Consider the following 24,941-nt stretch of genomic DNA (forward strand, 5'->3'; position numbering starts at 1 on the left):
GCTTCTGCCGGTTCGCCGCGTGTCGGTTCGCGCGGAGCGTGTCGGTTCGGCGGGCGTCGTCGCAGCGCCGAGGTCGACGGGTCGGGTCAGCTCCGGCCGTGGCCGAGCACCTTCACGATGACGCCGCGGCGGCGGAGCTCGGTGAAGGTCCGCGTCTCCTCGTCGACGTCGCGGCCCAGCGCGTGCTTGTCGGCCACCACCACGACGTCACCGGACTCCAGGCGGCCGAACAGGCGTGTGAGACGCTCCGACCAGCTCTCCCCGGTCTCGGGCGCGGGATGGCGGAAGCCCTCGATGGGAACGCCGAACTGGGCGAGCGCGTCGCGCTGCGCGATGACGCTGGGAAGGTCGTCGCGGGCGACGACGAGGCCGACCAGGCGCGATCCGGCGGGGCGGGCGGCCCACCAGTCGGCTCCGGAGATGATGACCGGGACCGCCTCGGTGGTCGCCGGCAGCGACACGGACTCGGCGTAGTCGGCGGGGGCGCGGTCTGCGGTGGACATCGACGCTCCTTTCGGCGGTGGGCTCCATCCTCGCAGGTCTCGCGCACATCCTCGTGCCCGCGTTCTCGCCGGGTATCCCCGCCGCCGGTTCAGTCGCCGTCGCGCAGGCGCAGCTCCAGGCTCAGCTGGTCGGCATCGAGCTCGGCGAGCGTGTGACGCAGCGAGCGCGTGCTGAACGCGCCTCCCGAGCTGAGCGCGGTGAGGCGCACCCGCATCGCCTCGATGAGCGCCAGCCGCAGTTCCAGCATGTCGGCCATCAGCGCGCTGGACTCCTCCGAGGGCGGCTGCGCGTAGCGCCTGCCGACCTTCTCGATGAGCGACGGATCGAACGCCGAGCCGTCGCGGCGGCGCAGGGCCGGATCCTGCAGGGCCGCGGCGGCGGCCTCCCGCAGCTCGGCGTCGATCCGGTCCTGCTCCGCCGCGTCCATCGGGCCGTCTCCGGGCTTCTCGAGCCGGACGAGACGCACGACCCACGGCAGGGTGAACCCCTGCAGCATGAGGCTGACGAGGGCGACGACGAAAGCGATGTAGACGAGCTCGGGCCGCGTGTCGACGCTCTGCGGGATGGTCTGGGCGGCGGCGAGGGTGACGACGCCGCGCATGCCCGCCCACACGATCACGGTGCCGTGCTTCCACCCGAGCGGCGACGCCTGGTAGTAGTCGAAGTCGGCCAGGGCGCGCGACACGCGCTCGCGCATGGAGTCCAGGCGCCGCTGCCGCCGCTCCGGCGACGACGGACGTCCCCGGCGCTGCGCTCTGCCGTCCTGTCCACGGCGCTCCGGCCACCCGTTCGCCTCGATCTGGTCGAGACGGGCGTCCATCGCCTCGAACTGCGTGCGGCTCATGCGCCGCGCGCGGCCGCGGCCCGCCCACAGCAGGAACGACACGTAGGCGGCGCGCACGAGCAGCACGATGAGCAGTGCGGCGAGCGCGACGAGCGTGGGCAGCGCGATGCCCTCGTGGCGGCTGATGACGTCGGTCACGATCTGCTTGAGCTCGAGGCCCATGATCAGGAAGATGGCGCCCTCGAGCACGAGCTCGACGGTGCGCCAGTTGACCTCGTCCGACAGACGCTGCTCGGGGGTGAACCACCTCTGCGCCCCCTGTCCCGCCACGATGCCCGCGACGACCGAGGCGACGAGGCCGGAGCCGCCCAGATGCTCGGTGGGAAGATACGCCAGGAACGGCACGGTGAAGCCGATGGCGGTGCTGGCGGCGGAGTTGCCGACCCAGGACCGCAGCCGCATGGCGAGGAGGCCGATGAGACCCCCGACGACCGCGGCCACCACGACCCCCCACGCGAAGCTCCCGACGGCGGAGCCGACCGAGAACGAGCCGGCGGCGACGGCGAGCAGCGCGGTGCGCAGGAGCACGAGCGCGGTGGCGTCGTTGAGCAGGCTCTCGCCCTCAAGCATGGTCGTCACGCGGGGGGAGATCCCGAGGCGCTTGGCGATGCCGGTCGCCACGGCGTCGGTGGGGCTCAGGATCGCGCCGAGGGCGACGCCGAGGGCGAATCCCACCCCGGGCAGCACCATCGAGAAGAACCACCCCAGCACCAGGGCGGTGATGACGACCAGCACGATCGCGAGCCCCGCGATGGGGGTGAAGTCGCGCCGGAACTCGATCGCGGGGAGGCGCACCGCCGACGCGTACAGGAGCGGGGGCAGCACGCCGACCAGGATCAGCTCGGGATCGATCTCGGGGACGTCGACGAAGGGCAGCAGCCCGACGGCCAGCCCGAGTGCCACCAGCAGGAGCGCGCCGGCGACACCGAGCTTCTGCGCGAGGGCGGTGACCACCGAGACGGCGACCACGCCGATCAGGATGACGAGCAGCAACTCCACAGCGCGAGACTACCCGCGCGCGGCGGATCAGATCACGCCGAGGGCGCGCACCGCATCGCGTTCGGCGACGAGCTCCGCCACCGACGCGTCGAGTCGCCGCCGGCCCCGCTCGTCGAGCTCCAGGCCCCCGATCACCCGGTAGCCGTCGCCGTCACTGGTCACGGGGAAGGAGCACACGAGCCCTTCCGGCACGTCGTACTCGCCGTGCGAGACGAGCGCGGCGGAGGTCCACTCCGTGCCGTGCACGGCGTCGCGGACGTGGGAGATCGCGGCGTTCGCGGCCGACGCGGCCGAGGAGGACCCGCGCACCCGGATGATCTCCGCGCCGCGCTGGGCCACGCGCGGGATGAACACGTCGTCCAGCCACGCGCGCGCCGCGTCCGCGCCGCCGAGGCGCTCGGCGAGGGCGTCGGGCACGGGACGCCCCGCGACGGTCGCATGCGCGACGTCGGGGAACTGCGTGGCGGAGTGGTTGCCCCAGATCGTGACCCCGTGGATGTCGGCGACGGGAGCGTCGAGGGCGACGGCGAGCTGGGCGAGCGCCCGGTCGTGATCGAGCCGCGTGAGCGCCGCGAAGCGCTCGGCGGGGATGTCGGGGGCCGACGCCGCCGCGATCAGCGCGTTGGTGTTCGCCGGGTTGCCGACCACGAGCACCTGCACGTCGTCGGCGGCCACGGCGTTGAGCGCGGCCCCCTGCGGTCCGAAGATGCCGGCGTTGGCGGCGAGGAGGTCGCCCCGCTCCATGCCCGCCGTGCGCGGACGCGCACCCACCAGCAGGGCGATGCTCGCGCCCTCGAACGCCGTGCGCGGGTCGTCGGTGACGTCCACGCCGCGCAGCAGCGGGAAGGCGCCGTCCTGCAGCTCCAGCGCGGTCCCCTCGGCCGAGGCCAGGCCCTGCGGGATCTCGAGGAGGCGCAGGCGCACCGGCCTGTCGGGTCCGAGCATCGCCCCCGACGCGATGCGGAAGAGGAGGGCGTAGCCGATCTGACCGCCTGCGCCCGTGACGGTGACGGTGGTCGTCGAGCCGGTCGTGGCATCCATGATGCGAGCCTATGCCCGCGCCCGCGCGTGTGTCTCCTGCGCTGTGCGGACCCCCGGTCCCGCGACGGGGACCTGGGCGGTACGGTGAACGGCATGACGTTCAACAGCAACGCGCAGGTCGGTCAGACCACCGCGCGGCGACGGGGCGGCGGCGCGATGGTCGCCGGAGGCGCGGGCGTGGCGGGCCTCGGCGGCATCGCCCTGCTGCTGCTGAGCCTGTTCACCGGCAACGACCTCACCGGGCTCCTGGGCGGCGGGGGCTCCGCCGCACCGGGCACCGAGACCGTCATCGAGGACTGCGACACCGGCGCCGACGCCAACGAGAACGACGACTGCCGGCTGGTCTTCGGCCAGGCGGCGCTCGACACGTACTGGGAGGGGCAGGTCGACGGCTACCGCGCGCCGCAGCTGATCGTCGTCGACCAGCAGACCTCGACGGCGTGCGGCACCGCCTCGAACGCGACCGGCCCCTTCTACTGCCCGCCGGAAGAGACCATCTACGTCGATCCGACCTTCTTCGGCATCCTGCGCGAGCAGTTCGGGGCGCAGGCCGGCTCCCTCGCGCAGCTCTACGTGCTGGCCCACGAGTACGGCCACCACATCCAGCAGCTGATCGGCGTCTTCGACCAGTACCCGAGCAACGGCTCCGGCCCGACGAGCAACGGGGTCCGCACCGAGCTGCAGGCGGACTGCTTCGCCGGGGCGTGGGTCGCGGCGATGGAGGACCAGAAGGACGAGAACGGCGTGCCGTATCTGAAGCCGGCGACCGACGCCGAGCTCCGCGACGCGCTGAACGCCGCGGCGACCGTCGGCGACGACCACATCCAGGAGCAGTCGGGCGGTCAGGTGAACCCCGAGAGCTGGACCCACGGGTCGAGCGAGCAGCGGCAGCGCTGGTTCACGAACGGCTACCGGGGCGGGCTGGAGCAGTGCGACACGTTCTCGGGGGACGACCTGTGAGCGACCCCGCCGAGGCGGGTCACGCCGGTCCGCCGCACCTCGACGGCATCCTCTATCCGCCGCTGCGGCCCTACGAGACGGGTGAGCTGCTGGTCGGCGACGGCCAGCGCGTGTACTGGGAGCAGTCCGGCAACCCCGAGGGCAAGCCGGTCGTGTTCCTGCACGGGGGTCCCGGGGCGGGCACCTCGCCGTGGCACCGGCGCTTCTTCGACCCGGACCGCTACCGGATCATCCTGTTCGACCAGCGCGGCTGCGGCCGCAGCACCCCCCATGCGAGCGCGCCCGACGCCGACCTCCGCTTCAACACGACCTGGCATCTGGTCGCCGACATGGAGCTCCTCCGCCGCAACCTCGGCATCGAGCGGTGGCAGGTGTTCGGCGGATCGTGGGGGAGCGCGCTGGCCCTCGCCTACGCGCAGGCCCACCCGGAGGCCGTCAGCGAGCTCGTGCTCCGCGGGATCTTCACCCTGCGGCGCCACGAACTGGAGTGGTTCTACGAGGGCGGCGCCTCGGCGCTCTTCCCCGATCTGTGGGAGGCGTTCATCGCGCCGATCCCGCCGCTCGAGCGCTCCCGGCTGATCGAGGCGTACCACCGGCGGCTGACCGATCCCGATCCGGCGGTGCACGAGCCGGCCGGAGTCGCCTGGACCACCTGGGAGGCGTCGACCCTGACGCTGTACCCCGATCCGGATCTCGTGGCGTCGATGGCGGAGCCCGCGGCCGCTGTGGCGTTCGCCCGCATCGAGAACCACTACTTCGTCCACGAGGGGTGGTTCCGCGAGGGGCAGCTCATCGACGACGCCGGACGCATCCGCCACATCCCCGCCGTCATCGTGCAGGGCCGCTACGACGTCTGCACCCCGATGATGACCGCGTGGGACCTCCACCGCGCCTGGCCCGAGGCCGAGCTGGTCGTCGTGCCGGACGCGTCGCACTCGGCGACCGAGCCCGGCATCGCCGCGGCGCTGCGGGCCGCGACCGACCGCTTCGCCGCCGGCGAGTGACGGACCCTGCGTCTCGTCTCGTCTGCGTTTCGTCTCGTCTGCGTTTCGTCTCGTCGCTACGCTCCTCGCTCAACGACCTCGGGGTGCCGGTCGTTGAGCGAGCGCAGCGAGACGAAACGCCCGTGCCGGGGGTGCGCGTGCCCGGTCGTTGAGCGAGCGCAGCGAGACGAAACGCCCGTGCCCCGTCGTCCGCTAGACTGGAGGAACTTGCAGCGCCGATCGTGGCGCTTCTCGCGTCGTAGAACGCTTCCCTCGCCGCCGGTCCCGTACCGAAGCCGGCTGACATTCTTCGTACGGCGAACCCGTTCGTGCAGCCGCACGACGGGCCACCGACCGGGCGCCTCCCCCTGACCACAGGACCCGTGCGCTCAGAAACCACTCCATGACTGACACTTCCTTCCGCACGCTCGGCGTGCCCGCCCCCCTGCTCGAGGTCCTGAAGGCCGAGGGCAAGACCGAGGCCTTCCCGATCCAGGTCGACACGCTCCCCGACACGCTCGGCGGACGCGACGTCCTCGGACGCGGCAAGACCGGCTCGGGCAAGACGCTCGCCTTCTCGATCCCGATGGCCGCCCGGCTCGGCGGCGCGCTCGCCGGCGGCGCTCGCCGTCGCGGCCGGATCCTCGGCCTCGTGCTCGCTCCCACCCGTGAGCTCGCCACGCAGATCAACGCCACGCTCGCCCCGCTCGCGGCCGCGTACGGCCTGAAGACGACGACCATCTTCGGCGGCGTCAACCAGAGCCGTCAGGTCGCAGCGCTCCAGGCCGGCGTCGACATCGTCGTGGCCTGCCCGGGCCGCCTCGAGGACCTGCTCCAGCAGCGTCACCTCACCCTCGACTCGGTCGAGATCACCGTCATCGACGAGGCCGACCACATGGCCGACCTCGGCTTCCTGCCGGCGGTCACGCGCATCCTCGACAAGACGCCGCGCGACGGTCAGCGGATGCTGTTCAGCGCCACGCTGGACAACGGCGTCGACAAGCTCGTCAACCGCTTCCTGCAGAACGAGGTGCTGCACTCGGTCGACGAGGCCAACTCGCCCGTCGCCGCGATGACGCACCACGTGTTCCACGTGGAGGGCGCCGACGCCAAGAAGGAGCTCGTCCGCACGCTCGCCTCGGGCACCGGCCGCCGCATCCTCTTCATGCGCACCAAGCACCACGCCAAGAAGCTCGCGCAGCAGCTGACGGCGCAGGGCATCCCCTCCGTCGACCTCCACGGCAACCTCTCGCAGCCGCAGCGCGACCGCAACCTCGCGGCGTTCTCGTCGGGCGACGCGAAGGTTCTCGTCGCCACCGACGTCGCCGCCCGCGGCGTGCACGTGGACGACGTCGAGCTCGTCATCCACGTCGACCCGCCCATGGAGCACAAGGCGTACCTCCACCGCTCGGGCCGCACCGCGCGTGCCGGCGCCGAGGGCTCGGTGGTCACGCTCGTGCTGCCCGGCCAGGAGAAGGACGTGAAGGACCTCCTGCGCAAGGCGGCGATCACGGTCACGCCGATCCGGGTCACCGCCGAGTCGGCCGAGGTGGCCGAGCTCGTCGGCGAGGTCGCGCCCTACGTCACCCCCGCGCCGAAGGTCGCCCCGCAGCGCGGCGGCGGACGCAGCCAGGGAGCCAACGCCCAGCGCAAGCGCGCGGCGCGCGACGGCCAGGGCCAGTCGGGCCAGGGCCAGTCCGGCCAGGGTCAGTCCGGCCAGGGTCGTCCGCGGCGGGATCGCGGCGGACGCCCCGCCGGCGGCCAGGCGGCGGCGCACACCGACCGCGCTCCCCGTCAGTCCGATCGGTCGCACGCCTCGGCCCGTCCGGCGCAGCAGCCGGCCGCCTCGGGCAACGCCCGCACCGCGGGACGCCGCGCCAGCCAGCAGGGCGGCAAGCTGACGGTCGGCTCGGTCGTCCGTCAGAACGGCGGCAACCGCCGCGGCGGCCACTGACCCCGGCGGGTCACGCATCCCGTCTCCGCGCTTCGTCTCTGCGTTTCGTCTCGCTCCGCTCGCTCAACGACCGGTGTCATCCTCCCGGTCGTTGAGCGAGGAGCGCAGCGACGAGTCGAAACGCAGAGGAGCGCAGCGACGAGTCGAAACGCAGAGGAGCGCAGCGGCGAGTCGAAACGCCGTCGCCGGCGGGTCAGGCCCGGAACGCGCGCAGCAGGGTGACGACCATCTTCGCCCAGTCGCCGTCGATCCGGAACCGCGTGAAGCCCTCGCTCACCGCCGCGCCCGTGCGCGACGTGACGAACCACGGCGGCTTCGGCAGCACCGACAGTCCGCCCCGCAGCCGCTGCGCCCGCGCGGTCGACAGCGAACGCGGGAAGGGACGGAACGGCCCCCGTACGACCGTGCGCTCCACGCGATCGAGCAGGAACGCGTTGTGGACCACGCCGATGCCGCTCGGCGCGTCATCGACCGTGCCACCGGGGAACGCGCCCCACGTGGCGGTCGGGGTGAGGAAGCCGAACGCGGTCCACGCGTTGATCGCCACGGTCCCGTAGCGCAGATCCGCCATCGCCCGCTCGAAGCCGTCGCCCAGGGCACGCTGCGTGACGGGATCGACGAGCACGTTGGCGCCGAGCGTCCCCATGAGGCGCTCATTGGCGTGCGCGACGGCGGCGTCGACGAAGTCCTGCCCGAGCCCCGCCACCGAGACCACCCCGAGCACCGGGGCGAAGTACTCGGTCTGCTCGACCGCGGCCGCCTCGGCGGCGTCCGCGACCACGAGCGCCCGGGTGCCGTCACCGCACCACGCGGCGTCCGGATACGCCGCGCGGGCAGCGTCCATCCTCGCCTCACTGCCCGGGTACCAGACCGTCCGCTGCGGGGCCCGGTCGTACGCGGTGCGCAGCTCACGGAGGAACGCGTCCCGCTGCGACCAGTCGGAGCTCAGGATCACGACCTGTCCGGCGATGCAGTTGTGGCCCGCGTTCTGCAGGCGCATCGTCACGACGTGCTCCGCCTGGAAGCGCAGGTCGGCGTCGGACCAGTCGCCGGGCACGACGATGATCGGCGACACCCCGCCGAGCTCGGCGGTGATCGGCACGGTCAGTCCCGGGACGATCGCGCGGAAGGTCGCCTCCGAGCCGGTGACGTGCACGTGATCGATCGACGGATGCCGGGTCAGGTAGGCGCCGACGTCGCCGCCGCCGCGGACGATCCGCAGGAAGCCCGGCTCGATGAGCGGGGCGAGAGCGCGCTCGAACACCGGCACGAGCGCGTCCTGCGTGGGGTTCACCTTCAGGATCGCCGTGCGGTTGGCCGAGAGCAGCTCGTAGAGCACGTCGAGGAAGGGGATCGAGCTGACGTTCCCGGCGCCGAGCACCACGCCCACCCCGCCAGGCTCCTCGGGATGCCGCTGCGCGAGGCCGGCCGACCCCCGGGCGTCGGCGACCGACGTCCCGGGCTCCAGCCACACCTCGGTGGAGTAGCCCGACAGCAGGAGCCGGTCGGTCGCCGTCAGCGGAGAGGTGCGGACGGCCACGCGGCCGCCCGGGGCGCGACGGATCGCGGCACGGGCGATCGGGCTCTCTCCCCGGGCCAGTGCCCCCACCGTGTCGGCGTAGGCGTCGAGGGCGACCAGGGCGGCGTAGGGTCCCGAGAGCCATTCCTCGCCGCGCAGGGGGTGGCCGGGCCCGAGTCCCTTGGAGGTCGCCGCGACATCGGCCCACTCGTCGGCGACGGTGGCGACCGACGCCCGGATGCGCTGCAGCAGCGTGCGCCGCTGCCCGAGCGTCAGCAGCGCCCAGGTGCGCCCGCCGGCCGCGACCGCGGCGATCGCGAGGTCGAGCCCGGCCCGCACATCCTCGGCGAGTCCGTGGTCCGACGGCGATGTGGGCGTGGGCGGCGTCGTCGCGGGCGTGGACTTCGCGGGCGTGGTCACGGCGCACTCCTTCGGGGCGGAGACCCCAGCATACGGCGACGGCGCGGCATCCGGTCTCAGGGGGTCCGCGACTCGATGTCGTCGCGTCGCAGCCGGTAGCCGCCGAGCGTCACCAGGCTTGCCGCGACGAGCACCGCGGGTACGACGCTGAAGCTCAGGACGATGCCGGCGATCGCGCTGTCGGGCTGAGTCGCGGCGGCGCCGGCCATCCGCTCGACGTAGCCGGTGGAGGCCAGCACGACGGCCAGCGCCGTCGCGCCCAGCGCGAAGCCCGTGGTCTCGCCGGCGGTCCAGACGCCGCCGAAGGCGCCGGCCCGCCCGGGTCCGTGACGGGCCGCGTCGTGCGCGATGACGTCGGGGAGCATCGCCATCGGAAGGGACTGCATGCCGGCGTAGGCGATCCCCGCGAGGGCGACCGAGCCGTACAGCCACGGTCCCGGTGCCCACAGCGCGCCGACCGTCGTGAGGGCGGCGACGGCGAAGACGACGCTCGCCCCGGCGAACGCCCGCTCCTTGCCGGTGCGGCGCGCGAGCACACCCCAGGCCGGCGCGGCGAGGAGCGCGGGGGCGATGAGGGCGACGAAGAGGAGCGTCACGGCATCCTCCGACCTCAGCACCCAGGTGGCCAGGTACTGCGCCCCGGCGAGCATGAGGCCCGTGGCGAGCGCCTGCAGGACGAAGGTGGCCAGCAGCGCGCGGAACGGGCGGCTGCGGCGCAGCGCCTCGCCGGCGGCGCGGAAGTTGTCGCGCGCCCCGCCCCCGGGCGTCGAGGCATCGGCCCCGAGCCGGCGCGGCGTCTCTTCGCCGACGCTGGTCGCGATGAGCTCGGCGGCCTCGGCCGCGCTCGTGCCGGCGGCTGCCATCGCCGATCGCGTGCGCGAGGTGCGCGCCGCGACGCCCGTCGCGATGAGCATGCCGAGTCCGATCACGACGCCGGCGACGATGCCCATCAGGAGGTAGCCCGTCGTCGGATCCCCGGTCAGGCGCCGCAGGACGGGCCCACCGGCCCCGAAGAGCAGGATCGCGACGGTGAGCACCACGACGCGCCAGGTGAGGAGCCGGGTGCGCGCGTCGTAGCCGTCGGTGAGCTCGGCGGGCAGGGCGATGTAGGGAACCTGGAACAGGCTGAACGCCGTCGCCGTCGCCATGAACGACAGCAGGACCCACACGGCGCCGGCCGCCGGGGCCAGTCCGGGCGGCACGGCGAAGGTCAGGGCGAACAGGACGGGGAGGGCGAGCGCTCCCACGAGCATGAGGCGACGCCGCGTGCCGTGGCGCGCCAGATCGGTGTCGCTCCAGGCGCCGACGACGGGGTCGATGATGACGTCCCACACCTTGGCGGCCGTCACGATCACACCCGCCAGCAGCGCCGTCACGCCCAGGCTGTCGGTCAGGTAGTACGTCAGCACGAGGCCCGGCAGTGTGGCGAACCCGCCGGTGCCGATCGAGCCGAGCGCGTAGCGGGCGATCGTCGCGCGTCCGAGATCGGGCGAAGTCGGGCGGGGGGAGGCCGGGGGAGCAGCGTCGCTCATGGCGTCAGCCTAGAGGGCGCGGCGGGCGGGACGGCGATCCTGGAGGGCGAGGCCGCCGCCTCGGCGGGCGTGCGCCGCCGGCTCCTCCCCAGGTGAGGTCGCCGGGGCGTCATCCACGCGAGGGCCGTCGACCGGGTCTTCGCCGGTGCCGGCCTCGTGTTCACGCCCGCCCGGTGACGGTGTCCCAGGCATCGGCGACGGCGCGCATGCCCGTGACGACTTCGGTGAAGGAGGTGCTCAGCGGCGACAGGCCGATGCGCAGGCCGCCGGGATCGCGGTAGTCGGGCACCACGTCCTGGCGCCACAGGAGCGCGGTGACCTCCCGCATCGCGGGATGCTGGAACGTGAGGTGTCCACCCCGCTCCGCGGCCTCACGCGGCGAGGCGACCGTCACCCCGCGCCCGGCGAGCAGCTCGTCCGCAGCCCGCAGCGCGAGGCCGGTGAGCGCGATCGACTTCTCGCGGATCGCGTCGATGCCCGCCTCCGCGATCATCTCCAGGGTGTCGCGCATCGCCAGCATCCCGACGATCGGCGGCGTGCCGGAGAGGAACCGCCTCATGCCCTGCGCGGGGACGTACTCCGGTCCCATGGCGAAGACGTCGGCCGCGCCCATCCAGCCCTGGATCGGCTGCGCCAGCGCCTCCTGGTGGCGCTCCGCCACATACGCGAACGCGGGCGAGCCCGGACCGCCGTTGAGGTACTTGTAGGTGCAGCCCACGGCCACGTCGGCGCCCCACTCGTCGAGATGCACCGGCACGGAGCCCGCGGAATGACACAGGTCCCAGAGGATGAGCGCGCCGGCGTCGCGGGCGATGCGCGTGAGCGTCGCCGCGTCGGCCAGATGACCCGACCGGTAGGCGACGTGCGAGAGCAGCACGACCGCGGTGCGAGGCCCGACGGCGCCGCGCAGCAGATCGGGCGTGACCCCGGCGGAGAGGTCGACGTCGACCCATCGGACCGTTCCGCCGCGCTCCGCGGCGATCCCCTCGACGAGGTAGCGGTCGGTCGGGAAGTTGTCGCGATCGACCACGATCTCCACGCGTGCGGGATCGATCGAATGCTGCGCATCGAACGCGGCCCGCAGGAGCTTGTAGAGCAGCACCGTCGTCGAGTCGCCGACCACGGTCTGACCCGCCGCGGCGCCGAGCGCGATCCGCCCGATCTCATCGCCGATCGCGAAGGGCAGCTCCATCCACCCCTCGTCCCAGCCGCGGATCAGCCGCCCGCCCCACTCGTCGTCGACGAAGCGCGCCAGCCGGTCGGCCGTGGCCCGGGGAGGGCGCCCCAGGGAGTTGCCGTCGAAGTACACCAGCGGCGCCGCGGACGCCACGAAGCGATCGCGGAACCCGCCGAGCGGGTCGGCGGCATCGAGGGCGGCGGCCTCGGCGGTCAGCGTCGCGGCGGTCTTCACGCCGTCAGCCTAGAGGCCGGTCCGGGCGGGATCAGATGAGGGCGAGCTCGCGGAGCTTCGCGGCCACGTCGTCGTTGGTCGGCTCGACGTGGTGGGTCGCGTCGGGGTAGACGACCACCGGGATGTTCATCCGTCCCGAGATCTCGCGCGCCACCTCGGCAGCGGCGGGCTCCGCCTCGAGGTCGACATAGGTGTACGAGACACCGAGATCATCCAGCTGCGCCTTCGTGCGGCGGCAGTCACGGCACCAGTCGGCGCCGAACATCGTGAGGGTCTTGTCGTGCGAAGTCATCCCTCCATTCTCCCCGCTGTGCACAGGGTCGGGCGCGTTCGCCCGTCGTTCAGGTCGACGTGCGACGATAGACGGCACTGCATGTCGGCGCGGCCGCGGCAGCTCGACCGTTCCAGCACGACCACGGGGGAAAGCCATCGACCTGTCGATCATCGTGCCGACCTACAACGAAGCTCCGAACGTCGCGGAGCTGGTCCGTCGCGTCGCCGTCGCCGTCGAGCGCCTGGACGCGGTGCGCGACGCCGAGATCATCTTCGTCGACGACAGCACCGACGACACCCCCGACGTGATCCGCGAAGTTGCCGCCACCTCCTCCCTCCCGGTTCGTCTCATCCACCGCACCGTCCACACGGGCGGACTCGGCGGCGCGGTCATCGAGGGGATGCGCGCGGCCGCCTCGGACTCGTGCCTCGTGATGGACGGCGACCTGCAGCATCCGCCCGAGGAGATCCCCGCGCTCGTCGAGCGCTTCGGCGCCGGCGACGTCGACGTCGTCGTCGCCTCGCGCTACGCCGGCGGCGGCACCGCCCACGGGCTCGCCGACCGCACCCGGGTGCTGGTGTCCAAGGTCTCCACCGCGATCACCAAGTCGATGTTCCCCGTGCGGCTGCGCGACATCACCGACCCGATGACGGGGTTCTTCCTCATCTCGCGCTCGGCGATCGACCTCGACGGGCTTCGCCCGCGCGGCTTCAAGATCCTGCTCGAGATCCTCGTCCGCCGCGCCTACCGCGTCGCGGAGATCCCGTTCCACTTCGCCGACCGGCACGCCGGCGAGTCGAAGGCGTCGGTGCGCCAGGGAGTGCATTTCCTCACCCAGCTGACGGCGCTGCGCTTCGGGAAGATGTCCCTGTTCGCCGTCATCGGCGGACTCGGGGCGGTCGCCAACATCCTCATCGTCTGGGCGCTCACCCAGTGGGGCGTCGACTACATCGTCGCGGCGATCATCGCGGCCGAGGCCACGATCATCGGCAACTTCCTGCTCATCGAGCGGTTCGTCTTCTCCGACATGCGCGGCCAGGCCTCGGGGGTGTGGTCCCGGTTCGCGAAGTCGTTCGCCTTCAACAACGCCGAGGCGGTCATCCGCATCCCGATCGTCGCGCTCATGGTCGAGTCGGGACACATCTCCGCCGTCGTCGCCACCGCCATCACGCTCGTCGTGGCGTTCGTCGTGCGCTTCGTGTTCCACTCGCTCGTGGTCTACGCGCCGCGCAAGGCGGGGCCGACGACCCCCGTGCGCGCCACGATGGAGAAGCTCGACGAGCAGGCGATGCAGCCGGGCGAGCTCTGATCAGGACGCCGTCGCGTCGGTCGCGGCGACGGCGCGCTTGACCCGCAGGGCCCGCCCCGAGATCGAGACCACACGGAAGACCGCAGCTTCCAGGGGCGTGTCGATGTCGAGGGGGTGGATGGACACCTCGATCTCGTTGCCGTCGAGGAGGAAGATCCCGCGGTGGGGCGCGAACGTGACCACCGAGTAGGTGCGGGTGCGGGCGCGACCCCGAGGGTCGTCGTCGGCGCCGGCGAGCGCGGCACGCAGCGCATCGTCGTCTTCGACCACGTCGGCCGCGCGGCGCGTGACCGGGAGAAGGGCGATGACCTGCCCGATGAAGAGCTCTTCACCGGGCAGGTCTGTGGCCATCATGCAGGCCGCTCGTCGACTCGGCCGTCAGGCCGAGGCCGCACGTTCGTCGTAGTCGTGCAGCGTCTCGGCCGTGACGACCTCGAGAGCGCGCCGCAGCTGCGAGCTGGACGTGTGGGCCGTGTACGGGAAGTACACGACCTCGACCCCCACCTCTGCGAACTCGCGCTCCAGACGCAGCCCCTTCTCGGTGCCACGCCAGTCGTCGCCCTTGAAGAAGTGCGTGAAGCCGACCTGACGCCAGACGTCGAGCTTGTCGGGCACGTCTTCGACGTGGACGTGATCGACGTAGCGGACCGAACGGACGATCTCCGCCCGCTCGGACGTCGGGATGAACGGCTGGACGCCCTTCACCTCGCGCAGCATCTCGTCGCTCACGACCCCGGCGATCAGCAGATCGCACTGCTCCTTCGCATGGCGAAGGATATTGAGGTGCCCGACGTGGAACAGATCGAACGCCCCAGCGGCATAACCAATGCGTGTAGCCATGACTTCCCCCAAAGTCTCAGCGGTATCAACGCGCAGACCCCCCAGCCTGCACTACCCCGCGCTCAGTGTATCCACAAATCCCACTCGCGTGGGAGAGCGGATTCCCGCGGCCCTCAGCCGCGGACGGTGGCGTGGTGCTCGCGGTACCACGCGACGGTGCGCTCGAGCCCCTCGCGGAGGTCGATCTGCGACCGCCATCCGGCATCCGACAGCCGCGACACGTCGAGCAGCTTCTGCGGCGTGCCGTCGGGCTTCGAGGTGTCCCACTCCGTCTCGCCCTCGTAGCCGACGACCTCGGCGATCGTCTCCGCGATCTCGCGGATCGTCACGTCGCTGCCGGTTCCCACGTTCACGTGCTCCGGGCCGTCGTAGTGCTCCAGGAGGTGCAGCAGCGCGGCGGCGAGGTCGTCGGAGTGCAGGAACTCGCGTCGCGGCGTCCCGGTTCCCCAGTTCGTCACCGACGGAGTCCCGGCCGCAGCGGCCTCGTCGTACCGGCGGATGAGCGCGGGGAGCACGTGAGAGCCCAGCGGCGAGAAGTTGTCGTTCGGCCCGTAGAGGTTCGTCGGCATCGCCGAGATCCACGGCAGGCCGTCCTGACGGCGCACCGACTGGACGTGCATGATCCCGGCGATCTTCGCGATCGCGTAGGCGTCGTTGGTCGGCTCGAGGTGCCCCGTGAGCAGGGCGTCCTCGCGGATGGGCTGCGGCGCGAACTTCGGATAGATGCACGAGGACCCGAGGAACAGCAGCCGCTCGACGCCCACCTCCCGGGCGGCGTCCATCACGTTCGTCTGGATGCGCAGGTTGTCGCTGAGGAAGTCGACCGGATAGGTGCTGTTGGCGAGGATGCCCCCCACCTTCGCGGCGGCCAGCACGACGTAGCGCGGGGCGTTCTCGCGGAAGAACGCGAACACCGCATCGCGGTCCTTCAGATCCAGCTCGGCGGAGCGGCGCCCGATCAGGTTGCCGAACCCGGCGCCCTCGAGCGCCCGCCACACGGCACTTCCGGCGAGGCCGGAGTGCCCGGCCACGTAGAAGGGCGCATCGCGGTCGAGGGGCCCCGGCGTGAACTCGACCCCGTCGCTCATGACAGCGGCCAGCCGGCCAGCGGCACGCGGTCGATCCACGGCGACCCGGCGTGCTCCAGGGCCTTGATGTCGGCGTCGACCATGAGCCGGGCGAGATCCAGCGGACCGACCGTCGCCTTCCAGCCGAGCTTCTCCTCGGCCTTCGACGGGTCGCCGATGAGGGGGTCCACCTCGGTCGGGCGCAGGTAGCGCTCGTCGAAGCGGACGTGGTCCTCCCAGTTGAGGCCCGCGTGCGAGAACGCCGTCTCGAGGAACTCCCGCACCGTGATGCCGACGCCGGTGGCCAGCACGAAGTCGTCGGGCTCGTCGACCTGCAGCATGCGCCACATGCCCTCGACGTACTCGGCGGCGTATCCCCAGTCGCGGATCGCGTCGAGGTTGCCCATGTAGACATGGTCCTGGCGTCCGGCCTTGATCGCGGCGACCGCGCGGGTGATCTTGCGCGTCACGAACGTCTCGCCGCGGCGGGGCGACTCGTGGTTGAACAGGATGCCGTTGGTGGCGAACATCCCGTACGCCTCGCGGTAGTTCTTGGTGATCCAGAAGCTGTAGAGCTTCGCGGCCGCGTACGGCGAGCGCGGGTAGAACGGCGTGGTCTCGCTCTGCGGCGGCGGCGTCGCACCGTACAGCTCCGAGGACGACGCCTGGTAGAACCGCGTGTCGATGCCCGACATGCGCACCGCTTCGAGCACGCGGATCGAGCCGGTGCCCGTCGTGTCGGCGGTGTGCTCGGGCTCGTCGAACGAGACCCGCACGTGCGACTGGGCGGCGAGGTTGTAGACCTCGTCCGGGTTGATGCTGGCGAGCAGCGTCGTCAGCCGGGCGCCGTCGCTGAGGTCGCCGTAGTGCAGGAACAGCTTGGCCGACGGGTCGTGCGGGTCGACGTAGAGATGGTCGATGCGCGATGTGTTGAACGTCGAGGCGCGGCGGATGAGACCGTGCACCTCGTAGCCCTTGCCCAACAGCAGCTCGGCCAGGTACGACCCGTCCTGCCCCGTGATGCCCGTGATGAATGCGCGTTTGGTCACGTGTGACCCTCCTGTGGATTCGATCGTGCAACGGTCGACCGGATGCGCGCCCCCTGCGCGGGCCGTCCCCGAAGCCCCCTGCAGGCGATACTAGCGGGCGTTTTTACCCGCTCGGAGCGGGAGCCCGCTCGCGCACCGAGATGAACAGCAGCGAACCGATGAGCATGACCAGGATGCCGGTGGCCTGCAGCCACGATCCGCGCAGCAGGATCAGCAGGTAGAACGGGAACACCGCGCCGGCGATCTCGACGATCGGCGAGGGGTTGCCCTCGCGGAAGCGCACATCCAGACGGCCGAGGAAGTACGCGAGAACGAGCGAGCCGACCACCACGCCGATAAACCCGAAGCTGAGCAGGAGCTCGGCCCAGATCGGTGCGGACAGGTTGGTGAAGCCGTACTCGCGGAACTCCGCCAGCAGCACCCCAGAGCCGGTGGGCTTGTCGCGCCAGATCGACCGCGGCACCCAGAAGAAGAGGATCCCCAGGAACTGCCGGGCGAAGCGGAAGGGCATGGTCGCGTCGTAGAGGATCGCGTTCGACAGCTGGCCGAACGCGTCGTAGTCGCCGTTGCCCTCGTACTCGGCGAGGAAGCCGGTGCGCTCGTTGTTGACGACGTTGAGGCGCCGGAACATGTCGGCGATCGGGAAGAGGAACAGCAGGCCGAAGACGATCCCGAGCATCATCACCGACGTCCGCACCCGGGTGCGGAACGCGCCCAGCGGGCCGAGGAAACTGCCCCACACGACGCCGAAATGGTAGCGGGCGCTGGAGATCGGGTTGGTGATGAACATCGCCACCAGCGTCGTGATCCACGCGATCCACCGGGGCCCCTTGCCGGTGGCCCCGCGTGCGAAGTGCCACCAGCCGTGGGCGGCGATGAGGATCGGGAAGCTCGACACCGCCCCGATCATGGCGTTGGTCGTGGGGTCGGGCCAGCGCGCGTTCTCGACGAGCGAGAACTCCGCGCGGCTCGAGAAGAGCACCCCCACCCCGAGGCTGGCCACGTAGTACGCGGATGCCGCGAGGGCGACGAGGGTGAGGATTCCCAGGCGCCCGCGGCTGATGCCCAGGCGCTCGGTCGAGGCCGCGAAGGCGACCTTCCGGCGATGCGCCAGGGCGAAGCCCACCGCGAACGACGCGATCCCGAGCACCCCCGTGGCCGCCGTGACCATGTCGAGCTGGGGATCGAGGCCCGCCGTGGTGGTCGCCATCGCGTCGGCGCGCAGCTGCACCGTCGGGGCGAGGCCGAAGAACACGTAGGCGAAGAGCCAGAAGATGAACTCGAACATGCGGCGCTCGCCGCGGGCGATCAGCACGGCCAGGCGGATGGCGGCGACGAACAGGACGCCGAAGGTGACCGCCCACGCCGAGCTGCGCCCCGAGTCCGGGCTCGTGAGCACGAAGATCGGGACGACGATCCCCAGCGCGATGAAGGCCAGGAATCCGAGCACGAGGACGAGCGTGCCCTCGCGGTGCTCCGCGGTGCGCGTCTCGGTGGTGGTCATCCGTGGTCCGTGTGGGGGGTGTCGTCCGGGCCCGGCGCGCCATCCGCATCGGGCCCGCGCTGTTCGCGCCGTCGCGCCCGAGTCTCCCACACGAGGCCCACCACCACGCTCAGCGCGACGGCCGCGGCGAAGCCCCAGGCGGCGCCGGCGGCCGCCATCGCGAACGCGAGCGCCATCGGCAGCACCAGCGTCGCGCCGGCGAGGAACCCGCGCATCGCCGTCGAGGACGTGTGGCGGGCCGCGGCGCGGAAGTGCGCGAGGAGCGCCGTGTAGGCCACCATCGCCAGACCCTGCACGGCGTACGGCCAGCGGAGGTCGGCGGCGACGTCCCACGTCGCGCCGAGCACCAGGCGCCCGATCTCGTCGGGCAGCAGCAGCACGACGCCGCTCCAGACCACGCAGATCCCGGTGAGGATCAGCGCGGTCTCGCGCAGGCGCGACCGGTAGCGCCGGCTCCCGCGACTGCGCACGAGGTCGGGGACCACCGCGATGCGGACCGCGTTGAAGGCGGTGTTGAGCGGGGAGAACAGCAGCGACGCGCCGCGGAGGGCCGCGACCCCCGCGACTCCCAGGGGTCCCGCGAGGAGGAACCACACGACCGTGTTCGACAGGTTGAGGCTCGCGTACTCGCCCGAGAACCGCACCGCGATGTCCCGGTTGGCGACGATCCAGCGCGCCCCGGAGACCGGTCGCGGCAGGACCCGGGCGTAGGCGATCGCGACGATCATCGCCACCACGCCGCCGGCGGTCCAGGCGGCTGCGACGGTCCAGGCGGGGGCCGAGACGGCGACCAGCCACACCATGACCGGCAGGGCGACGACGGCCCAGACCGCATCGGAGACCAGCGCATGCCCGGACCGGGCCCGCGCGATGAGGATGTAGCGGACGATGTCCTGCACGAACACGAGCGGACCCGCGACGGCGAGCACCGTCCACATGAGGGGGTCGCCGCCCGCCAGCAGCCCGCACACCGCGAGCGCCACCGCCGAGACCACCCCGACGGCCACCGAGACCCCGGCCGCGGAGTCGTCGACGCCGGCGGGGCGCTCCCCGGCCTTCGAGAAGCGCACGAGCAGCACCTCGCCGACGAGCGCGCGCTGGAATCCGAGGAAGAACAGCAGCAGCACGTAGCCGAGGCTGAAGAGGCCGAACTCGGCGGTGGTCGCGACGCCGGCCACCAGCGCCACGAGGGCGAAGTTCGAGAGGCTCGAGACGATCTGGTCGAGGATCGTCACGTAGCGCGAGTGCGCGAAGCGCTTCACGGCTGCACGCGCCTCACGACGGGTTCGATCGGCGCTCGCGATCCTCCCGCCGCAGGGTGCGCCACCACTTGGCCAGCAGCATCGAGGTCGTGCCCACCTTGGCGAGCGCCGCCAGCGCGTAGATCACGACGAACACCGGGACGACGGCGGTCAGGAGGTACAGCCAGCACGTGACGCCGTAGTCGACCGGCAGCATGAGCGCCGAGCGCAGCCGCGAGCCGGAGGTCACCTGCGTGCGCGGGGCGCCCGTGGTGAGCTTCTCGAAGAGGCTTCCCGCGAAGAAGGTCGCCGAGGCGGCCACGACGAACACCGTGCACAGCGTGAAGGCCAGCCACGTTGGGACGGCCTCGGTCCGCAGCAGGAACGCGAGCGTCGCGATGTGCAGCAGGACGATCCGGATGCCGTCGATGACGTGGTCGAGCCACTCCCCGGCGGCCGACCCGCCCCCGCGCAGCCGCGCGAGCTGGCCGTCGGCGGAGTCGAAGAAGAAGCCCACCACGAGCGCGACGCCCACCAGCGCGCTCGCCAGGCCGCCCTCCGCCCACACCAGGAGGTACAGGATGCCGGCGAAGGTGAACAGCGCGCCGATCGCGGTCAGGTGGTTCGGCGTGATGCCGCGCGGCGAGGCGGCGGCGATGACGCGCCCCACGGGGCGGTTGACGGCCAGCGTGTACAGCGGAACGCCGGTGCGGCGCTTCTGCGCGGCACGCAGCAGCTCGAATCGTTGGCGGAACGTGGACGCGGTCGTGTCGGTCATCTCGTGCTTCCCCTCAGCACTCGCTTCCCCCCGCTCGGCGACGCTCGCTCACGCGGCGACCCCCTTCACGGAGAGGTGACGGGACGTCGCTCCCCGGCGGACGGCCCACCGGCATAGTATCCGTCGAGCAGGTCGCCGATGCGCGCGATCGAGAATCCGCTCTCGATCGCCCGTCGTCCGCGGGCGCCGAGCGCGCCCCGCGCGGACCCGTCGCGCACGAGCGCACCGATCGTCTCGGCGAGGGCCTCGGCCGTCTCGGGACCGGCCTCCGGCGACGGCGTCGCGGCCCCGGCGGCCGCCCCCCGCTCCGGGAAGGTGGCGACGGCGTCGCCCAGCCGGTCGGCGATGTGGCACGTCTCGGAGATCACCGTCGGCGTGCCCACCGACAGCGCCTCGAGCACCGACATGGGGAACGGCTCGCTGAAGCTCGGCAGGACGTAGACGTCGGCGCGCGCCATCCGGTCCCGCCCGGCGCCCGGGGGCACCGCGCCCTCGTAGCGGATGCGCTGTCCGTGCTCCCAGGCGGCGATGCGGCGCTGCAGCTCGGCGAGGTCTCCCTCGTCGGGCCCGACGACCACGAAGTCGGCGTCCACGCCCGCCGCCAGCAGCCGGTGCGCGGCCTCGGCGAACAGCAGCACGCGCTTGCGGGGCTGCAGGCGGGCAAGGAAGAGCACCTCCGGGCGGGCGGAGGCGTCGCGGGCGATCGGCGACGGCAGCGACACCCCGTTGGGCAGGTCGACGATCCTCACCCGGGGCTCGACGGCACGCAGGCGCCCGGCGTCGGTGTCGGTCAGGGCGAACGTGCCGGTCGCCCCGCGGAGCACGGGACGCACCCAGCGGTCGAAGATCCGCGCGCGCACGCGTCCGTCGGGCTTGACCATGCCGTGCGGCTGCAGGAACAGACGGGGGCCGCCGGCCGCGCCCCGCAGCGCGTGCGCGACGGGAAGCGTGATGAGGTCGCGCGCGAGGTGGACATGGACGACGTCGAACTCGCCGCGACGGCGCAGGAGCGCGCGGCGCAGTCCCGGGGCGACGAGGCCGCTGAAGCCCGCCCCGGGCACGACCTGGCGGGCGGGGAAGAGGTGGACGGTCACGCCCTCGGGGGCGAACCGCGCCTCGCCGTCCCATCCCGCGAAGACCTCCACGTGGTAACCGCGCCGCGCGAGCTCGCGCGTCTGCTCGCTCATGACCGCCAGCGGACCGCCGAAGGCCCCGTCCGCGCTGATGTAGGTGAGGACGTGCGCGATCCTCATTCGGCGCCGGTCTCGACGTCGGACGCGGCGTCCGTCTCGAAGCGCTGACCGACGACCACGGCCGCGGGCGCCGAGACGATCGCGTTCTCGGGCACGTCGCCGCGCACCACGGTCAGGGGCGAGATCACGGCCGAGCGCCCGATGTGGGAGCCGCCCAGGACGACGCAGCGCGACGTGACCCACACGCCGTCCTCGATGACGATGGGCTTCGTGATGAGGCCCATGTCGGTGCGGAACGCGTGCGCTCCGGTCGTCATGTACGTCTCCTGCGAGATGGACACGTCGCTGCCGATGGTGATCCGGTCGCGGTTGTGGAACCACACCCCGTCGCCGATCCAGCACCGGTCGCCGATCTCCAGGTTCCACGGCGACTTCACCCGCAGGCGGGGCCGCATGACGACGCCCGTGCCGATCTTCGCGCCGTAGCGGCGGAGTGCCCAGGCGCGCAGGGCGGAGCTGATCTGCAGCCGGTTGGAGACGAGCAGGAGCTCCACGAGCGACCAGCTGAACGTCACCCACTTCGGCTTTCGGAGGGGCTCGGGGGCGCCCGGCGCCAGCGAGAGGTCGATGACGCGTGTGGGTACCATCCCTCTTTTGTACCGACGCGTCGGCGTCGGCGCCAGCCGAGGGGCGGCTCCCGAGGCGGATCGGGAGCCGTGCGGCGAGGTCAGCCGCCCAGGCCGCGGAGCACGCGCACGGCGATCGCGCCCTGCCCGTCGGCGTCGATCCTGCCCTGGTCGTCGACCTCTTCGTCGGTGACGGCGGACGGGGAGAGCAGGCTCACGAAGCGGATGTCGGCGTCTGCGGCGGCGGCCTTGAGGATGCCCTCGATGGTCGTCACCTCCGGCGTCGCCGGGGAGGTGGCCGCCGGGCCCACGACGACGATCTGCGCCGACGGCAGTCCGACCTGGAGGGCGGTGAACACCGCGACGGCGCGGTCGCGCAGCTCGCTGCGGGAGACCGAGGCGTCGGCGACGTCGGCCGAGATGATCACGAAGTCGGCGTCGGAGGCGACCGCGTCGGGCACGGCGTCGAGGATGCTCGGGCAGAAGTCGGTGTCGCAGGGGCTGACGTCGGCGCCGGTCGCGAAGCCCGCCCCGTCGACGGACAGGTCGACCAGCACCGCGTCGAGGTCCGAGGCGACGAGGTCCTGCCAGGTGCGGCTCACGCCCTCCTGCGCGCGGGCCGCGGGGTCGTCGCCGAGGAAGGCGACCGTGGTCACGGCGGGGTCGGGATTCACCGCGCTCGGCGGCGTGACGCCCGAGCCGTTGCCCTGCGCGGAGACCGAGTCCACGGCGTACACCGCGGCCGCGCCCGCGACCACGGCGAGGAGCAGCACCCCGCCATAGGCCCAGAGCCGGGACCGGCCCCGAGTTGAGAACGTCGCCATGGGCACTATCCTGACATAGCCCGCCACGGGTCTCAGGCGACGGGGATCGCTGAGACCGGGCCGGACACGAGGGAGGGGGTGCGGGGTGATCCGTACGGAGACACTCGCACTGTTGCGTTCACGCTGGCTGACGATCGTCGTCTTCGTGCTGGTCGCGATCATCGTGGCGGCCGCGTACGTCGCCTTCAGTCCCCGCGAGTACAGCGCGAGCACGCGCCTGGTCGTGAGCGCCTCCACCAGCAGCAACGGCTCCGACCTCGCGCAGGGCGGGACGTTCGCCCAGCAGCAGGCGCGCAACTACGCGAACATCGCGACGAGCGACGTGGTGCTGCAGCCGGTCGTCAACGCCCTGGACCTCGACATGACCGTCGCCGCGCTCGGGCGCAAGGTCTCGGCCACCATCCCGCTCCAGACCTCGATCATCACGATCGAGGTCACCGACTCCAGCCCGGAGCGCGCCGCGACGATCGCCAACTCGGTCACCACCAGCCTCGCCAACGCGGTGGGCAGCCTGGTGCCCGCCGACGCCGACGGCCGCGCCCCCGTGAAGACCGAGATCGTCCACCGGGCCACCGTGCCCTCGCGGCCCTCGTCGCCCAATGCGACGGTCGCCCTCGGCGCCGGGGCCCTCCTCGGGCTCGTCGCGGGGATCGCCTACGTGATCATCGCCCGCCGGGTCTCCTCGCGCGTGCGCACCGCCGGCGAGGTCCGCCGCCTCGCTCACGCACCGGTCATCGGCACCGTCCGCGAGGACGACCCCCGCGTGCGCGGCGTCATCACCGACTCGACGAGCCGTTCCGTGCGGGCGGAGGAGTTCCGGCAGATCCGCACCAACATCTCCTTCCTCCAGGCCGGCAACGCGCACAAGGCGTTCGTGGTCACCTCCTCGGTGCCCGGCGAGGGCAAGAGCACGGTCTCGTCCAACCTCGCCGCCAGCCTCGCGTCGATGGGGCGCTCGGTCTGCCTCGTCGAGGCCGATCTGCGCAAGCCGTCGCTGGCCGGGGTGCTCGACCTCGAGGGGAGCGTCGGCTTCACGACGGTGCTCGCCGGCGAGGCGACCCTCGACGACGCGCTGCAGCCGTGGGGGAGCTCGGGGCTGCAGGTGCTCCTGTCGGGCGAGCTGCCGCCCAACCCGAGCGAGCTGCTGAGCTCCGAGGCGGCGACGGAGATCATCGCCGAGCTGCACGAGCGCTTCGAGGTCGTCATCGTCGACTCGCCGCCCATCCTGCCGGTCACCGACGCGGCGATCCTGGGCAACCTCGTCGGCGGGGTCATCCTCGTCGTCGGGCTCGGCCGCGTGCGCGAGCGCGAGCTCGCGGGCACCGTCGAAGCGCTCGCCGTGGCTCACACGCCGCTGCTGGGCGTGGTCACCAACTTCGCGCCGGCCAGCGCCGGCGACGTCTACGGCTACGGCGCCCCGCCCGAGCCGCGTGCCGCGGTGACGGCGCCGGCCGCCGCGACGGCGGAGACCGAGCGGTAGCCGGCCATGGCGGCCCGTGGCGGCATCCTCGTGGTGTGCACGGCGAACCGGGCCCGGTCGCCGATGGCGGAGCTGATGCTGGCGGCGACCTTCGCGCATGACCGCACCGACGTCGAGGTGCGCTCGGCGGGCACGCGCGCGGAGGAGGGCGAGCACGTCACGCGGCACACCCTGCAGCTGCTGGAGGGCCGCGGGATCGAAGCGGCGGCGTTCCGCTCGCAGCCGCTCACCGCGGAGCTGGTCGCCTGGGCCGACGTCGTGCTCTGCGCCGAGCGCGCCCACCGGGCCGACGTCGTCCGGCTCGTCCCCCGCGCCCACCGCAAGACGTTCACCCTGGCGCAGTCGGCGCGACTGCTGGCGGTCGCCGACGTCCCGCGCGGTGCGTCCGCGGCGGAGCTCGCCGACGCCCTCGCCTCGGCGCGAGGGGTCGTGCCGCAGAGCCCCGACGACGACATCGCCGATCCCGCCGGCGGCACGACGACCGACTACGAGCGTGCGGCCGACCGCATCGCGTCGGCCGTGCGGGCGCTGGGCGAGGCGCTGCGCGTCCGCGGCTGATCCCGCACCGACGAGGATCCCGGGACGACTT

At 72.4% G+C, this 24,941-nt stretch carries 23 protein-coding genes; 6 read left to right on the top strand and 17 right to left on the bottom strand.

Annotated features, from left to right (window positions below):
- Positions 1-86: 86 nt before the first annotated feature.
- From QQZ13_RS08560 to QQZ13_RS08570, 3 genes are all read right to left on the bottom strand, one after another.
- The gene (locus QQZ13_RS08560; protein ID WP_284528602.1) at positions 87-503 is read right to left on the bottom strand and encodes a recombinase family protein; all 417 of its coding nucleotides are present in this window, start codon (positions 501-503) and stop codon (positions 87-89) included.
- An 89-nt stretch (positions 504-592) separates the two neighbouring features.
- The gene (locus tag QQZ13_RS08565) at positions 593-2,347 is read right to left on the bottom strand and encodes a sodium:proton antiporter (RefSeq protein WP_284528603.1); all 1,755 of its coding nucleotides are present in this window, start codon (positions 2,345-2,347) and stop codon (positions 593-595) included.
- 27 nt (positions 2,348-2,374) lie between these two features.
- Positions 2,375-3,388: a malate dehydrogenase gene (locus QQZ13_RS08570; RefSeq protein ID WP_284528604.1), complete on the bottom strand. Its 1,014-nt coding sequence runs from the start codon at positions 3,386-3,388 to the stop codon at positions 2,375-2,377.
- A 93-nt stretch (positions 3,389-3,481) separates the two neighbouring features.
- Here QQZ13_RS08570 and QQZ13_RS08575 point away from each other — a divergent pair, with 93 nt between their 5' ends.
- The 3 genes from QQZ13_RS08575 (at position 3,482) to QQZ13_RS08585 (ending at position 7,285) form a co-directional block, all read left to right on the top strand.
- A complete protein-coding gene (locus QQZ13_RS08575; protein ID WP_284528605.1) occupies positions 3,482-4,348 on the top strand; it encodes a neutral zinc metallopeptidase in 867 nt (288 codons plus the stop codon).
- Positions 4,345-5,352: a prolyl aminopeptidase gene (pip, locus tag QQZ13_RS08580; protein WP_284528606.1), complete on the top strand. Its 1,008-nt coding sequence runs from the start codon at positions 4,345-4,347 to the stop codon at positions 5,350-5,352. Before QQZ13_RS08575 ends, pip begins: the two co-directional genes overlap by 4 nt.
- Positions 5,353-5,734: 382 nt before the next feature.
- On the top strand, positions 5,735-7,285 hold the full coding sequence (locus QQZ13_RS08585; protein WP_284528607.1) for a DEAD/DEAH box helicase: 1,551 nt from the start codon (positions 5,735-5,737) through the stop codon (positions 7,283-7,285).
- Between the two features lie 193 nt (positions 7,286-7,478).
- Here QQZ13_RS08585 and QQZ13_RS08590 read toward each other — a convergent pair whose 3' ends face one another.
- From QQZ13_RS08590 to QQZ13_RS08605, 4 genes are all read right to left on the bottom strand, one after another.
- On the bottom strand, positions 7,479-9,224 hold the full coding sequence (locus tag QQZ13_RS08590) for an aldehyde dehydrogenase family protein (protein WP_284528608.1): 1,746 nt from the start codon (positions 9,222-9,224) through the stop codon (positions 7,479-7,481).
- A 56-nt stretch (positions 9,225-9,280) separates the two neighbouring features.
- Positions 9,281-10,756 carry an MFS transporter gene (locus QQZ13_RS08595; RefSeq protein ID WP_284528609.1) on the bottom strand — a complete coding sequence of 492 codons (1,476 nt, stop codon included), beginning with the start codon at positions 10,754-10,756 and terminating at the stop codon, positions 9,281-9,283.
- Between the two features lie 160 nt (positions 10,757-10,916).
- Entirely contained in the window at positions 10,917-12,167 is a 1,251-nt protein-coding gene (locus QQZ13_RS08600) for a kynureninase (RefSeq protein WP_284528610.1), read from the bottom strand.
- A gap of 31 nt (positions 12,168-12,198) precedes the next feature.
- Positions 12,199-12,459, bottom strand: a complete 261-nt coding sequence (locus QQZ13_RS08605; RefSeq protein WP_284528611.1) for a glutaredoxin domain-containing protein — start codon at positions 12,457-12,459, stop codon at positions 12,199-12,201.
- 136 nt (positions 12,460-12,595) lie between these two features.
- Between QQZ13_RS08605 and QQZ13_RS08610 the strand changes: the two genes are divergently transcribed.
- Positions 12,596-13,750: a glycosyltransferase gene (locus QQZ13_RS08610; protein ID WP_284528814.1), complete on the top strand. Its 1,155-nt coding sequence runs from the start codon at positions 12,596-12,598 to the stop codon at positions 13,748-13,750.
- On the opposite strand, the gene QQZ13_RS08615 is transcribed toward QQZ13_RS08610, so the two are convergent.
- From QQZ13_RS08615 to QQZ13_RS08660, 10 genes are all read right to left on the bottom strand, one after another.
- On the bottom strand, positions 13,751-14,104 hold the full coding sequence (locus QQZ13_RS08615) for a hypothetical protein (protein ID WP_284528612.1): 354 nt from the start codon (positions 14,102-14,104) through the stop codon (positions 13,751-13,753).
- A 24-nt stretch (positions 14,105-14,128) separates the two neighbouring features.
- Entirely contained in the window at positions 14,129-14,590 is a 462-nt protein-coding gene (locus QQZ13_RS08620) for an adenylyltransferase/cytidyltransferase family protein (RefSeq protein WP_284528613.1), read from the bottom strand.
- 113 nt (positions 14,591-14,703) lie between these two features.
- Positions 14,704-15,678 carry a GDP-L-fucose synthase gene (locus tag QQZ13_RS08625; protein WP_284528614.1) on the bottom strand — a complete coding sequence of 325 codons (975 nt, stop codon included), beginning with the start codon at positions 15,676-15,678 and terminating at the stop codon, positions 14,704-14,706.
- Positions 15,675-16,706, bottom strand: coding sequence for a GDP-mannose 4,6-dehydratase (gmd, locus tag QQZ13_RS08630; protein WP_284528615.1), 1,032 nt, complete (start codon positions 16,704-16,706; stop codon positions 15,675-15,677). The genes QQZ13_RS08625 and gmd overlap by 4 nt, the downstream gene beginning before the upstream one ends.
- A 103-nt stretch (positions 16,707-16,809) precedes the next feature.
- Positions 16,810-18,210 carry a hypothetical protein gene (locus QQZ13_RS08635; RefSeq protein WP_284528616.1) on the bottom strand — a complete coding sequence of 467 codons (1,401 nt, stop codon included), beginning with the start codon at positions 18,208-18,210 and terminating at the stop codon, positions 16,810-16,812.
- Positions 18,207-19,472 carry a hypothetical protein gene (locus tag QQZ13_RS08640; protein ID WP_284528617.1) on the bottom strand — a complete coding sequence of 422 codons (1,266 nt, stop codon included), beginning with the start codon at positions 19,470-19,472 and terminating at the stop codon, positions 18,207-18,209. Before QQZ13_RS08640 ends, QQZ13_RS08635 begins: the two co-directional genes overlap by 4 nt.
- A 13-nt stretch (positions 19,473-19,485) precedes the next feature.
- Positions 19,486-20,229: a CDP-alcohol phosphatidyltransferase family protein gene (locus QQZ13_RS08645; RefSeq protein WP_284528618.1), complete on the bottom strand. Its 744-nt coding sequence runs from the start codon at positions 20,227-20,229 to the stop codon at positions 19,486-19,488.
- Between the two features lie 65 nt (positions 20,230-20,294).
- Entirely contained in the window at positions 20,295-21,482 is a 1,188-nt protein-coding gene (locus QQZ13_RS08650) for a glycosyltransferase (RefSeq protein ID WP_284528619.1), read from the bottom strand.
- On the bottom strand, positions 21,479-22,069 hold the full coding sequence (locus QQZ13_RS08655) for an acetyltransferase (protein WP_284528620.1): 591 nt from the start codon (positions 22,067-22,069) through the stop codon (positions 21,479-21,481). The genes QQZ13_RS08650 and QQZ13_RS08655 overlap by 4 nt, the downstream gene beginning before the upstream one ends.
- Positions 22,070-22,149: 80 nt before the next feature.
- A complete protein-coding gene (locus QQZ13_RS08660) occupies positions 22,150-22,872 on the bottom strand; it encodes a hypothetical protein (protein WP_284528621.1) in 723 nt (240 codons plus the stop codon).
- Positions 22,873-22,984: 112 nt separating this feature from the next.
- Between QQZ13_RS08660 and QQZ13_RS08665 the strand changes: the two genes are divergently transcribed.
- Both QQZ13_RS08665 and QQZ13_RS08670 read left to right on the top strand, forming a co-directional pair.
- Positions 22,985-24,352, top strand: a complete 1,368-nt coding sequence (locus QQZ13_RS08665) for a polysaccharide biosynthesis tyrosine autokinase (protein WP_284528622.1) — start codon at positions 22,985-22,987, stop codon at positions 24,350-24,352.
- A 6-nt stretch (positions 24,353-24,358) separates the two neighbouring features.
- A complete protein-coding gene (locus tag QQZ13_RS08670) occupies positions 24,359-24,910 on the top strand; it encodes a low molecular weight phosphatase family protein (protein WP_284528623.1) in 552 nt (183 codons plus the stop codon).
- Positions 24,911-24,941: the final 31 nt, after the last annotated feature.

Origin of the sequence: Microbacterium sp. T2.11-28 (assembly GCF_950097975.1) — a bacterium.
In the GTDB taxonomy this organism is placed as follows: Bacteria; Actinomycetota; Actinomycetes; order Actinomycetales; family Microbacteriaceae; genus Microbacterium.